The sequence below is a fragment of the Gammaproteobacteria bacterium genome (genome assembly GCA_013003425.1).
GTDB lineage: Bacteria > Pseudomonadota > Gammaproteobacteria > Steroidobacterales > JABDKV01 > JABDJB01.
Map to the genome: position 1 here is coordinate 89,166 of JABDJB010000016.1, position 12,223 is coordinate 101,388.

Below are 12,223 nucleotides of genomic sequence, written 5' to 3' on the forward strand. Positions count from 1 at the left end.
GCCTGCCGACACGGTTATCTACGGCGTGCACGCAGTCAGCCGTGCACTGAAGGAGGGCCCGCGCCGTGTTACCACGCTGTATCTCCAGGCCGGGCGGGATGACGCAACTACTGCCCGGCTCAGGAATGCTGCCGCGGCTCACGAGATAGCAGTAGAGGTTGTGGCCAAACATCGGCTCGCACAGATGACCGGCTCGGGCAAGCACCAGGGAGTAGCGGCCTTTGTTGATTCGCTGCCGCCACTGGGTGAACGCCAGCTGGAAGCACTGGTTGACGACCTGGAGACACCGTTTCTGCTGGCGCTCGATGGCGTGCAGGATCCGCACAATCTCGGCGCCTGCCTGCGCAGTGCGGTGGCGGCGGGGGTCGACGCGGTCATCGTGCCACGGGATCGTGCCGTCGGGATCACTGCAGCCGTGCGCAAGGTTGCGGCGGGAGCTGCCGAGGCAATTGCAGTGGCGCAGGTGGCCAACCTGTCGCGCGTCTTGCGCATGCTGGCGAAGAAAAATGTCTGGTGCTACGGCGCGGCGGCGGCTGAAGGCCGTGAGCTTTATCAGCTGGATCTGCGTGGCCCCTTGTGCCTGGTGCTCGGCGGTGAGAGCGACGGCCTGCGCCGGCTGACGCGCGAACATTGTGACGAACTGTTCAATATTCCCATGGCCGGAGACATCGAAAGCCTCAATGTCTCGGTTGCCGCGGGTATCTGCCTGTTCGAGGCTTTGCGCCAGCGCCGCGCCGGGTAGCAGCCGCTGGCTGCGGCGTCGCGGCCGGGCAGGCTGACTGGGCGCCTGCCAGCATCGTGACGGTACCCGCATGGCGGGTTTTAGGGTAGTATGCGCGCCCTGCCTGCGGGCAGGCGGGCGGCCATGGTCGCCTGACTCCTTGCCTCACCGCGCCGCGTGCGACGGGAGGCTGTTAAACCGAAAGGAGCACACAATGCGTCATTTCGAAATCGTGTTTCTGGTCCACCCGGACCAGAGCGAGCAGGTACCTGCGATGGTCGAGCGCTACCGGGGCATGATCGAAGCCTCCGGCGGCACTATCCATCGTCTGGAAGACTGGGGCCGCCGCCAGCTGGCATTCCCGATAGCCAAGATGCACAAGGCACACTACGTGCTGTTCAACATCGAAGGCGAAAAAGAAGTTCTCGACGAACTTATCGCCGCGTTTCGCTTCAACGACGCAGTGCTGCGTCATCTCGTTATCCGGCGTAAGGAAGCGATCACCGAAGCTTCGCCGATGGCTAAAAGCAAGGAAGAGGAAAAGGAACGCGACCGGGAACGCTCCCGTCGCGACGAACGTCCCGCCGAGGCAGCGAAGCCAGAGGGCGATGCGCCCGAGGCACCAAAGCAGGCCGAGGATGCCACTGAGGCACCCGCAGATGCCCCCGACGCACCGGAACCGGCTGCAGATGCCACCGATGCTGCCAAAACCGAACCTGCCGCCGGCGCCGAGCCGGATGCCGCAGCGTCGTAGAGCGAACAGAGGAGAACAGCAATGTCCAGATTTTTCCGCCGCCGCAAGTATTGCCGCTTCACTGCCGAAGGAATCGACGAAATCGATTACAAAGATATCGGCATGCTGAAAAACTACGTGACAGAGACGGGCAAGATAGTCCCCAGCCGGATCACCGGCACCAAGTCAAACTACCAGCGCCAGCTGTCGACTGCGGTCAAGCGCGCACGCTACCTGGCGCTGCTGCCGTACACCGACCGTCACTGACAAGCCTAACTGGCCGGTGAAGGGTTTCGTGGAATGGCTGGTTGCCCGCCGCTACCGGATGGTGCTGGCGGCCACCGCACTGGCGCTGCTGCCGCCGCTGGGCATTGTCGCCCAGGGGGTGGTGGTGCTCGCAGTGCTGATGCGTGGGCTCGGCGAGGGCATCCTTATCGCAGTGCTTGCGTCAGTCCTGATGCTCATTCCGGCCGCAGCTACGGGCGCAGCGCTGGGGCCACTGCTGCTGGTTGCCGCTGCAAACTGGCTGCCTGCCCTGTTACTCGCCGCCGTGCTCGAACGCAGCCGCTCGCTGTCTCTTACAACTCAGACCGGTCTGGTTGCGATATGTGCACTGGTGATACTTTTTTATGCCATCGGCTCGCCGGCCGAGAGCTGGTACGGCATTCTGCAGCAGTATGTTGCTGCAATGGGTCAGCGTATTGGTAACGTGCCCGATGAGGTGCTGGTGGCGTCCAGCCGGATAATGACCGGCATTGTCGGCGCTCTTACGCTGCTGTCTTCGGTGGCCGCGGTGTATATCGCTCGCTGGTGGCAGTCGCTGATGACGCGACCGGGCGCTTTCGGTGAAGAGTTTCGCGCTTTGCGCATGGGCTGGGTGCTGGGGGTTGTTGCCGGTGTCGTCTTCATTGCCGCAGCCGTGACGCGGTTTGCGCTGCTGGAAAACCTCACGCTGGTGCTGGTGTCCGGTTTCATGCTGCACGGTCTGGCGGTGATGCACAGCATTTCCATCGCCGGTCTCGGGTCCTTCTGGCTGGCAGCTGTTTATATTTTGCTGATTGTGGCCATGCCGTTTGCTGAACTGGCGCTGGCAGGCCTTGGTTTTGTCGACAACTGGTTCAACCTGCGCGCGCGCCTGCCGCGTCGTTGATCGTTTTTATTTACTGGGTTAATAGCTATGGAAGTCATACTGCTGGAAAAAGTTGAAAATCTCGGTGGCATCGGCGAGCGCGTAAAGGTGCGTTCCGGTTACGCCAGGAATTTCCTGCTGCCGAAGGGCAAGGCCGCGATGGCGACGCGGGAAAATATCGAGCGTGTTGAGGCAATGCGTGCCGAGCTGGAAATGAAAGCAGCGACAGAACTCGAGGCAGCCGCCCTGCGTGCGGAAAAAGTGCGCGAACTCGAGGGGGTAACCGTTGCCGCCCGGGTCGGCGCCGAGGGCAAGCTGTTCGGATCCGTGGGAACTGTGGATATCGCAGCCGCCTGTGAACGTGCAGGCCTTGAGATAGCGCGCAGCGAAGTCCGGCTGCCTGAGGGCCCGCTGAGGATAGCCGGTGAACATGCTGTGGAAATCCACCTGCACACAGAAATTTCAGTGCCATTGACGGTGACCATAGTCGCTGAGGAATGACCCGGCCGGCCACGGTCGTGTATTCTCGCTGCAGTTGTCGGCGTAATTCCTGACGCCGCCGTTTATGCACTGTGACTGAACTCGCACAAGAAATACCAGAACCGGAAATGCAGCGCCTGCGCGTTCCACCTCATTCGGTGGAAGCAGAACAGGCGGTGCTCGGCGGTCTTATGCTGGACAACCGGTCATGGGATACTGTTGCCGACGTACTGAGTGATGGTGACTTTTATCGTTCCGACCATCGGCTGATTTTTGCTGCCATCCAGACGCTGGCCGATACCGGCCGGCCTTATGATCCGGTTACGATCTCCGAGTACCTGTCGAGTACGGACAAGCTGTCCCAGGCCGGTGGGCTGGATTACCTCGGCCAGCTGGCGCGGGAAACACCAAGCGCCGCCAATATTCGTGCTTACGCCGAGATCGTCCGGGAACGCTCCATGCTGCGCGATCTCATCCGCGTGGGTGGCGATATCGCTACCAGTGCGCACGATACCGGCGGCACCAGCGCGGGCGACCTGGTCGACGAGGCCGAACGCAAGGTGCTGAAGATCGCCGAGCGAGGCAAGCGTCGCGGCTCGGGTTTTGTGCCGATTCGCAATGTGTTGTCGCCCACCGTAGACCGGCTCGATACGCTGCATAACTCGCCCGGTGATATCACCGGAATCACCAGTGGTTTTTCTGAACTGGACCGCATGACAGCAGGTCTGCAGCCGGGTGACCTGATTATCGTGGCCGGCAGGCCATCGATGGGCAAGACCAGCCTGGCAATGAACATTGCCGAGAATGCCGCACTGGGAAAGACGTCGATACCGGCGGCTATTTTCAGCATGGAGATGTCTTCGGACCAGGTGGCCATGCGCATGATCAGCTCGCTGGGTCAGCTCGACCAGGGCAAGCTGCGCACCGGCCGTTTTCGCGACGAGGACTGGCCCACAATTACCGGCGTTATTGCACAGATGTCGGAAGCTCCGATTTACATCGATGACACGCCCGCTTTGTCGCCTACTGAAGTGCGTGCGCGGGCCCGTCGGCTGAAGCGCGAGCATGGGCTGGGATTGATCGTGCTTGATTACCTGCAGCTTATGCAGGTTGCCGGCAGTGCCGAGAATCGCGCAACTGAAATCTCCGAGATCTCCCGCGGGCTGAAGGCGCTCGCACGTGAGCTGGAAGTACCGGTGATTGCTCTGTCGCAGCTCAATCGCAGTGTTGAACAACGCCCCGACAAGCGTCCGGTCATGTCGGACCTGCGCGAATCCGGCGCCATCGAGCAGGATGCGGATCTGATTCTGTTTATTTATCGCGACGAGGTCTACGACAAGGACACTGCGCGCAAGGGTGTCGCCGACATCATTATCGCCAAGCAGCGCAACGGCCCCATTGGGGACTTCCCGCTGACGTTTCGTGGCCAGTTCACGCGCTTCGATGATTTCGTGCCCGACAGCTACGGCGAGGGCCCCTTTTGAGCGCAGCACCCGCTGCGATCATCGATACCGGCGCATTGCGTCACAACCTGCAGGCGGCGCGCGCCGCGGCTCCGGCTGCCCGCGTCATGGCCGTGGTCAAGGCCAACGCTTATGGTCACGGTCTGGAACTGGTAACCGCGGCACTGCACGATGCCGACGGCTTTGCAGTCGCCAGGCTGGACGAGGCTGTGGCGATACGCCAGTCAGGCACCCGCCGACGCGTTCTTGTGCTCGAAGGCCCTGAATCGCCGGAAGAACTGGCGGATGCACGCCGCTACTCACTCGACCTGGTGATTCACAACCCGCAGCAGCTGGGATGGGTCGAGCCGGCGGCTGATGGTCTTGCTATCTGGCTGAAACTCGACAGCGGCATGCACCGGCTCGGCTTCATGCCGGAGCAGTTCGCTGCGGCTGTAACGCAGCTCAGGTCATACGCACCGGCGTCCGTCACCCTGATGACTCATCTGGCCAGCGCCGACCTGCGCGATGACCCGATGACAGAAAAGCAGCTTGCTGAATTTGCTGCGCTGCTAAGCCCGGGCGACCAGTCCAGTGTCGCAAATTCCGCCGGAGTGCTTGCATGGCCAGACGCCCGTGCCGGCTGGGTCAGGCCGGGCATCATGCTTTACGGCATCTCGCCATTCGCGGGGCAAACCGGGATCGAATTCGGGTTACAACCGGCGATGCATTTTTGTACGAAGTTATTGGCAATCCGCCCGGTGAGGGCAGGGGAGACCGTAGGCTACTGCGGGACCTGGACCGCCAGCCGCGACACGATAATTGGTACGGCCGCGGTGGGCTACGGGGATGGTTACCCGGGTAACCTGCCCGGTGGCACCCCGGTACTGGTGAACGGGCGCCGTTGCGAGCTTGCCGGTCGGGTGTCCATGGACCTGATCACCATTGATCTGGGGCCTGGCGCCGGCGATGAGCCCGGGGCTGACGTAACGCTGTGGGGCAACGGGCTCGCGGTTGAAGAGATCGCCGACCGCGCCGGACGACTGGCCTATGAAGTGGTTTGTGGCGTGTCGCAGCGCGTCCCGCGGATTTCTGTATAGCCGCGACTGCGCTGGAACGATGGTTAGCGGCGGGCTTTTGCGGCGGGCCTGCAAGACGGTATTCACCGGCGCCTCCGACAAGTCGGCGCCGGCAAACACCGTCTTCTCTCCCGCCGCACCAATCCCGTTTTTCGAGCCTGTCTGCTATGGCATCTGGCTGGTGCTGTCTGGCGACCAACGTCGCGACTGATGGTGGGTTGGCAGGGTAAAAGGAGTCGAACCGGCCGGAGCCGTTTCGACGATTGTTTTATGTTGTGGCAGCGGCTTCAGCCGCGACTACTTGCGACAGGTACTTCTGGCGAGCGGCCCTGGCTGCGACTGCTGGCGATCGCGTCGCGGCTGATAGTGGGTTGGCAAGGTAAAAGGAGTCGGACCGAGGGGCGGTTCGACGGTTATTGATGGCCAGACTGAACCCGCAGGGTGGCGATGTCGGTCCGCAATAGCGGACAAGCTGCGTCCTTCGGACGTCAGCTTCATCCGCATTCGTGGTATTGCCTAGGTGGTGAAGAAGCCCATCTTGACACCGGCCAGTTCAATCACGTCGTTGTCGACCAGCTTGCGTGCCTGAGGTCCAATGGGTTTGCCGTTCACGATCGGGTAGTTGCCGGCCTGGCCGCTTTCGACATGGACGACAAAATAGCCTTCGGCCCGTCGGGTAATGGCTGCCACCTGCACGCCAGGGCGTCCCAGCGTAGTGAGCGCCTTGATCAGCGACAGCTCCTTGCCGGCGAATGCGCCGCTCAGGACCTGCAGCTTGGCGGTCGGCAGTGCCTTGCGTTCGGCTGTCGACGCGGTCGTCGGCGCCGGGGCGGCTGCGGGCGCGGCATCACGATCTACAGTAGCTGTCGACGCATGGGTAACTTCCGGCGCGCTTCCCGGCAGGGGTACGCCCGCCAGGGCGCCTGCCGGAGCACCGGACTGGGCCACAGCCTGGTGAATTTCTTCCTCGCTCGGGCCACCGGTCATCCCCGGGCGGATGATCATGGTCTTTTCAAATTCGTCGTCGCCGGTCTGCTCACTTTGCTCGTCTACAAAACGCAGCTGATGATGACCGATGGTGATGACGTCGCCATGCTGGAGCGCATGCTTCTTGATCAGCTTGCCATTGACGTAGGTGCCATTGGTGCTGTTCAAATCCTCGAGGAACGAGTCATTGAGGATATTGATGACCAATGCATGGTGACCACTAACCGCGGGATTATCGATACGCACGTCATTGTCCGGCAAGCGGCCAATCGTGTATCGCTCTTTGTTCATGTTGTACTCGGCGAGAACCTGCCCGTCGAGACTCAGCAGCAACCTAGCCATTTCGCTCTCTTCTGGTCGAAATTAGTTGAACAAACTGGAAATCTTGCCGAACAGGCCTTTCGACGCTTCGAAAGACTTCAACACCCGGGCCAGCACCACCGACACGTTATCACGTCCGCCGTTGTCGTTGGTCAGCTGCACCAGCTGCTTACCGATCATGTCAAGATTACCATTAAAAGTGCTGATAGTTAAGTGAATATCTTCGTCGTCCACCATGTCGGACAGACCATCTGAGCACAGCACATACAGATCGTCAGGCCGGACCGACTCCTCGTTTACCTCCACCTCCACGGTGGGTTCGATGCCCAGCGCCCGCGTCACATAGTTGCGATTGAGCGAGCGCTGCGCCTCTTCAGGAGAGTAAAACCCGCGATCCACCAGCTCCTGTAGCAGCGAGTGGTCCTGGGTGATCTGCTGGAACTGGCGATTCCGCAGACGGTAGATTCGTGAATCGCCAACGTGCGCGACCGAGACGCGGTTGTCGTAAAACAGGCAGGCAACAATGGTCGTGCCCATGCCTTCGCACTGTGGCTGGCTCTTCGATGTCTGGTAGATAATCTTGTTGGCCCGCAGGATGGAATCACGCAGGATAATCGACTGCCGGCGCAGGCCGGTGGTCTTGTCGATTTCGTTGCGGTTCTCGCGTTTCAAACCCTGTCGCACCATATCTACCGTTGTCTTGACGGCCATGCCGCTGGCGACTTCGCCGGCGTTGTAACCGCCCATTCCGTCGGCCAGCACCAGCAGGCCGACATCGAGATCCGAGCCGACGGCGTCCTCATTGTGCTCGCGCACCTTGCCGGTATCGCTCAGCTCGATGATTTCAATTTTTCCCTTCAAACTGCCTGCCATCGGTCTATGCAGCCATCTCTGTGCAGCATTCGCGCAGCGCTACCGCCAGTTCGGCGCCGGTCTCAAAGCGTACATCCGGGTCCTTGTCCAGCACCCGCTCAATAATTTCTGCCAGTGTTTCGGGCAGATCAGGGCGCACTACGCCCAGCGGCGTAGGCGCCTCGTTGGTGATCTTGAACATCAACGTCGCCATCGAGTCAGCCCGGAAAGGCAATTGTCCTGTAAGTAGTTGATAGAGCGTAACACCCAGCGAGAACAGGTCTGAGCGCCCGGTCACAGTTTGCCCGGAGAGTTGCTCCGGACTCATATAGGACGGTGTGCCCAACACGATGCCGGTCTTGGTCTTGCTCGAGTCAGTAATACGGGCAACACCGAAGTCGGTGATTTTGACGTCATCCGTTACCGGGTCGTACATGATGTTGGCCGGCTTGATGTCGCGATGAACCACGCCCTCCTTGTGGGCGTAGCCCAGCGCTTCGGCTGCGCGGGAAATGATCTGCAGCACCTTATCGGTCGGCAGCAGCCCGTCAGGCCGGGTGTGGCCGTTCAGATGCTCGCCCTTCAGGAACTCCATGGCGATATAGGCCAGGTCATGTTCTTCGCCGGCGTCATACACCGTGACGATATCGGGGTGATTAAGCCGACCGGCTGACTCAGCCTCACGGAAGAACCGGTCTTTGGCTGTTTGCAGTTCGTCGTCGTCGAACTCTTCGGACAAGGCAATTGTCTTGATGGCAACAACGCGGTTGATCTTGGGATCGCGTCCCAGGTACACGGTGCCCATTGCGCCCTTGCCGATTTCCTTCTCCACGACGTAGCGGCCAAGCATCGGGTTGGTCACGCCATCCTGCGACAGCAGCAGACTGGGTGGGCGTGAACTGCTGCCTATGCCCAGCATCACGGTGCTGTCCATCGACTGGCTACGCTTGAGCCGGTCGCCCACGTCGCGATAATCCGGATCATGCTGGTGAATGTGGCCGTAGACGGCCCCGGCCTTGTTGAACTGACGCTTGCGCTCGTAGTCCAGCGCCAGGTTGTACAGCACTTCCGCCATGCCATCGTCCATCGGGCACTTGCGGAATTTTTCGAAGGCCATGTCCAGCTGGCCCTGGCCCTGGAAAGCCAGACCCAGCATCTTGTTACTCTCGGCGCTGTCGGCTTCGGAATGCAGCCGCAGGCGCTCGGTCACACGCGAACGCTTGATGGTCAGCACGACGTGACCCAGCCCGAGAAACAACGCCGGGGCAACCATCTGCAGCCAGACGCCTTCGCCAAGCAGCATCAGGAATTCGCTGCCCAGCAAGGCTGCCAGCAGCAACGCTGTGACAAGTGCACTCACGCCAACGCGCATCCGTGGCAGCAGCACGATCAGGTACAACGCAATCAGGCCAAAGACAATCAGCTCTATGTTGCTGGCCCATGCCGGCCGGGTGTAGTAGTCACGCTGCAGCAGACTGGAAATCGTATTGGCCAGCACCATGACCGGTGTTTCGGATTCAGCTACAGGCGTAGTGAGCGTATCGCCAACACCACGAGCCGATGGTCCGATTAGTACAATCTTGTCGCGGAACTTGTCCACCGGAACAAGGCCGGTAAATACATCCCAGAAAGAGTCGCGGATAAACGGCGACTGGCCGTCGCTGGTCGAATGAAAGCTTGTGTACATCTTGAGATCTGCAGTCGTTTCGATGAACACGTTGCCAAATCGAACGCCTTTGCCCAGTTCGACTTCTATGCTTTGTGGCTGGACCTTGAGGTACTGGGCAGCGGCAGTCAGCGCCAGCGATGGCAGATAAGTACCATAGTGGTCGACTACCAGCTGTTCGTGGCGTACTGCTCCATCGCGATCGAGCAAGACGGTAAGCACACCGGTGCCAGCCAGCTGGTTGCCCAGGGATTCCAGCGGTGGCAGCAGTGCCACGCTTTGCAGTGGCGGTATCGCAGACCCGCTATCGGTAATGTTTGTCAGCGCATAGTTGAGCACGAAGTCCGGCAGTGGGGCTGGCGCATCGCCAACCGGTTGCCCCGGCTGGATTTCCAGCGGCAGGATGACGTTACCGGCCTGTTGCAGGCTGGCAGCCAGCGCGTCGTCGTAGTTGAGCCGGGTCACCGACTCGTCCATGCGCTCGCGTAGTGTTACCAGATCACGACCAAGGGTATTTGAACTTTGTGCCGCGCTTGCCAGCGAGCTGTTGTCGTAAAAATTCGTGAGCGCCTCTATTTCGGCGACACCGGGATCGATTTGAGATTCGGACAGAATGACGGGGACAGCAATAAGCCTCGCGCCACCCTGCGCCAGTCGCTCGATGACGGCGCCGAGAATATCGCGTGACCAGGGCCAACGACCGAGGTTCGCAATACTCTCGTCGTCGATATCAACCACGGTAACGCGATCACTTGGCTGCAGTGGTGCCATGGCCATGGCACGGTCGTAGGCGGACGTCTCCACGTCATAGAAAAACCCGCGGGCGAGTTGAAAAACTCCCAGCAGGAAGAACACTGTGAAGACTACAGCCGTAAACCAGTCCGTAGCCCAAAAATTTCGGGTTTTGCTAGACATTTTCGCCGGTCATTATGTTGAATGCAGTATATAAGATAAGGGCTTGTAATATCAGCCGTTATTCTGTGACGCAGTTTGCGTTTTTTACTATAAAACACTGGATTTTGGCCGCCGGCACGCCGTTTGCGGTGGCGCAGCCCCGCCCGCGGCGGTGGCGGTGGCGATAGCGGCCAGTGCTACTATCGCCGGCGAAATGGCTAAAGCAAAAATTGTCTTCGTTTGTGAATCGTGCGGGGCCCGGAGTCTGCAATGGCAGGGGCAGTGTGACGATTGCGGTGCGTGGAATTCGTTGTCCGAACAGCGCCGCGGGCCCGGACCACGGGCTGAGTCTGCGGCACCGGTGCGCGGGGCACAGCGCCTCGACCATATCAGCGAGCGGCCAGAGCAACGGATCAATGTCGGGCTGTCCGAACTCGACCGGGTGCTGGGCGGCGGTCTGGTGCCCGGATCAGTGACTCTGATCGGGGGCGACCCCGGGATAGGCAAGTCGACCTTGCTGCTGCAGGCGGCAGCCCGGCTCAGCAGCGATGTGCCGGTTTTGTATGTAACAGGTGAAGAGTCCCTGCGCCAGCTGTCATTGCGTGCCCGCAGGCTCGAGGTTCACCATGCCGGTGTCGACGTGCTGGCGGAAACCCTGGTCGAACAGGTGGTCGCCAGTGCCGCGCAGGCCAAATCCGGCGTGGTTGTCATCGACTCGATCCAGACTATGACGTCCGATGCGTTGTCATCGGCTGCCGGCACCGTTTCGCAGGTGCGCGAATCGGCAGCCCAACTGGTACGGCTGGCAAAGACTCATGGCATCGCCGTGATTCTTGTCGGTCACGTCACCAAAGAAGGAAACATTGCCGGGCCACGAGTGCTCGAGCACATGGTCGATACCGTGCTCTATTTCGAAAGCGATGCGGGCAGCCGGCTGCGCCTCATACGTGCGGTCAAGAACCGCTTCGGCGCGGCAAACGAGATTGGCGTGTTTGCGATGACCGGCGAGGGACTGCGTGAGGTGCCCAATCCGTCGGCCATTTTCATCTCGCGGCAGGACCAGGCGGTAGCGGGCAGTGTAGTCATGGTGGCGCGCGAGGGGACACGACCGCTGCTGGTTGAGGTGCAGGCGCTGGTTGACGACAGCCAGTCCGGTCATGTGCGACGCCTGTCGGTCGGGTTGGAGCAAAACCGGCTGGCGCTGCTGCTGGCAGTGGCGCACCGTCACGGCGGTGTTTCAATGGCGGGCCAGGATGTCTTTCTAAACGTTGTTGGCGGGGTGCGTATCGGCGAGACCGCAGCTGACTTGCCCGCGTTGCTGGCAGCGGCATCGAGTCTGCGTGACAGGCCTGTGGCCCGCGGCCTGGTCAGCTTCGGCGAAGTTGGGCTGGCCGGGGAGATTCGGCCGGTACCGTTCGGCGAAGAACGGCTGGCCGAGGCTGCGAAACATGGATTCGAAAAAGCTATTGTGCCGGTGGCGAATGTGCCGCGTCGTCGCATTGAAGGGCTCGAGGTATTGGGCGTGCAGCGCGTTGCCGAGGCGCTGCACGCGATAGATTAAGGCTCTAGGGTGCGCTGATGCGCACCGTCTTGATGGCATTGCCACCGGTGTGGACGATGTCAACCTTGTAAACGCCGATAGTGAGCGTGGTACCGGGTTGCGGGATCGTCTCGAGGTATTCGGTGATCAGGCCATTGATTGTTTTTGGACCGTCGGTTGGCAGCTTCCAGTTCATGCTGCGGTTAAGTACCCTGATATTGGCACTACCGCCAACCAGGTAGCCGCCGTCCGGATCTTCGCTGACTTCGCTGAGAAAATCCGTCGGGTGGTCTGCGGTAAATTCGCCGACGATTTCTTCGAGGATATCTTCGAGTGTGATCAGGCCCTGGATATCGCCGTATTCGTCGACTACCAGGGC

At 60.6% G+C, this 12,223-nt stretch carries 12 protein-coding genes; 8 read left to right on the plus strand and 4 right to left on the minus strand.

Features of this window, described 5'->3' with window-relative positions; all coding sequences use genetic code 11:
* Positions 1–16: 16 nt before the first annotated feature.
* The 7 genes from rlmB (at position 17) to alr (ending at position 5,605) form a co-directional block, all read left to right on the plus strand.
* Positions 17–742 carry a 23S rRNA (guanosine(2251)-2'-O)-methyltransferase RlmB gene (gene rlmB / locus HKN06_03115; protein ID NNF60302.1) on the plus strand — a complete coding sequence of 242 codons (726 nt, stop codon included), beginning with the start codon at positions 17–19 and terminating at the stop codon, positions 740–742.
* Between the two features lie 193 nt (positions 743–935).
* Positions 936–1,475 carry a 30S ribosomal protein S6 gene (gene rpsF / locus HKN06_03120; GenBank protein NNF60303.1) on the plus strand — a complete coding sequence of 180 codons (540 nt, stop codon included), beginning with the start codon at positions 936–938 and terminating at the stop codon, positions 1,473–1,475.
* Between the two features lie 21 nt (positions 1,476–1,496).
* On the plus strand, positions 1,497–1,721 hold the full coding sequence (gene rpsR, locus HKN06_03125; protein NNF60304.1) for a 30S ribosomal protein S18: 225 nt from the start codon (positions 1,497–1,499) through the stop codon (positions 1,719–1,721).
* A 16-nt stretch (positions 1,722–1,737) separates the two neighbouring features.
* Positions 1,738–2,604, plus strand: a complete 867-nt coding sequence (locus tag HKN06_03130) for a hypothetical protein (GenBank protein ID NNF60305.1) — start codon at positions 1,738–1,740, stop codon at positions 2,602–2,604.
* 27 nt (positions 2,605–2,631) lie between these two features.
* Positions 2,632–3,084 carry a 50S ribosomal protein L9 gene (gene rplI / locus HKN06_03135; GenBank protein ID NNF60306.1) on the plus strand — a complete coding sequence of 151 codons (453 nt, stop codon included), beginning with the start codon at positions 2,632–2,634 and terminating at the stop codon, positions 3,082–3,084.
* Between the two features lie 107 nt (positions 3,085–3,191).
* Positions 3,192–4,547 carry a replicative DNA helicase gene (dnaB, locus tag HKN06_03140; protein ID NNF60307.1) on the plus strand — a complete coding sequence of 452 codons (1,356 nt, stop codon included), beginning with the start codon at positions 3,192–3,194 and terminating at the stop codon, positions 4,545–4,547.
* On the plus strand, positions 4,544–5,605 hold the full coding sequence (gene alr / locus HKN06_03145; protein ID NNF60308.1) for an alanine racemase: 1,062 nt from the start codon (positions 4,544–4,546) through the stop codon (positions 5,603–5,605). The genes dnaB and alr overlap by 4 nt, the downstream gene beginning before the upstream one ends.
* Before the next feature lie 495 nt (positions 5,606–6,100).
* Here alr and HKN06_03150 read toward each other — a convergent pair whose 3' ends face one another.
* From HKN06_03150 to HKN06_03160, 3 genes are read right to left on the minus strand one after another with little or no spacing between them, the layout of a single operon-like run.
* Positions 6,101–6,913, minus strand: coding sequence for an FHA domain-containing protein (locus HKN06_03150; protein ID NNF60309.1), 813 nt, complete (start codon positions 6,911–6,913; stop codon positions 6,101–6,103).
* Between the two features lie 21 nt (positions 6,914–6,934).
* Entirely contained in the window at positions 6,935–7,735 is an 801-nt protein-coding gene (locus tag HKN06_03155) for a Stp1/IreP family PP2C-type Ser/Thr phosphatase (protein NNF60310.1), read from the minus strand.
* 34 nt (positions 7,736–7,769) lie between these two features.
* Positions 7,770–10,325, minus strand: a complete 2,556-nt coding sequence (locus tag HKN06_03160) for a CHASE2 domain-containing protein (protein NNF60311.1) — start codon at positions 10,323–10,325, stop codon at positions 7,770–7,772.
* A gap of 193 nt (positions 10,326–10,518) precedes the next feature.
* Here HKN06_03160 and radA point away from each other — a divergent pair, with 193 nt between their 5' ends.
* Positions 10,519–11,865, plus strand: a complete 1,347-nt coding sequence (gene radA / locus HKN06_03165; GenBank protein NNF60312.1) for a DNA repair protein RadA — start codon at positions 10,519–10,521, stop codon at positions 11,863–11,865.
* Positions 11,866–11,869: 4 nt separating this feature from the next.
* Here the strand turns inward: radA and HKN06_03170 are convergent.
* A partial coding sequence (locus HKN06_03170; protein ID NNF60313.1) for a magnesium/cobalt efflux protein occupies positions 11,870–12,223 on the minus strand: 354 nt, incomplete at its 5' end.

What these genes read in the sequence shown, in the direction of transcription:
- rplI (NNF60306.1), top strand. Translation starts at nt 2,632, where the DNA reads ATGGAAGTCATACTGCTGGAAAAAGTTGAAAATCTCGGTGGCATCGGC.
- HKN06_03150 (NNF60309.1), bottom strand. Translation starts at nt 6,913, where the DNA reads ATGGCTAGGTTGCTGCTGAGTCTCGACGGGCAGGTTCTCGCCGAGTAC.
- dnaB (NNF60307.1), top strand. Translation starts at nt 3,192, where the DNA reads ATGCAGCGCCTGCGCGTTCCACCTCATTCGGTGGAAGCAGAACAGGCG.
- rpsF (NNF60303.1), top strand. Translation starts at nt 936, where the DNA reads ATGCGTCATTTCGAAATCGTGTTTCTGGTCCACCCGGACCAGAGCGAG.
- HKN06_03160 (NNF60311.1), bottom strand. Translation starts at nt 10,325, where the DNA reads ATGTCTAGCAAAACCCGAAATTTTTGGGCTACGGACTGGTTTACGGCT.
- radA (NNF60312.1), top strand. Translation starts at nt 10,519, where the DNA reads ATGGCTAAAGCAAAAATTGTCTTCGTTTGTGAATCGTGCGGGGCCCGG.
- rpsR (NNF60304.1), top strand. Translation starts at nt 1,497, where the DNA reads ATGTCCAGATTTTTCCGCCGCCGCAAGTATTGCCGCTTCACTGCCGAA.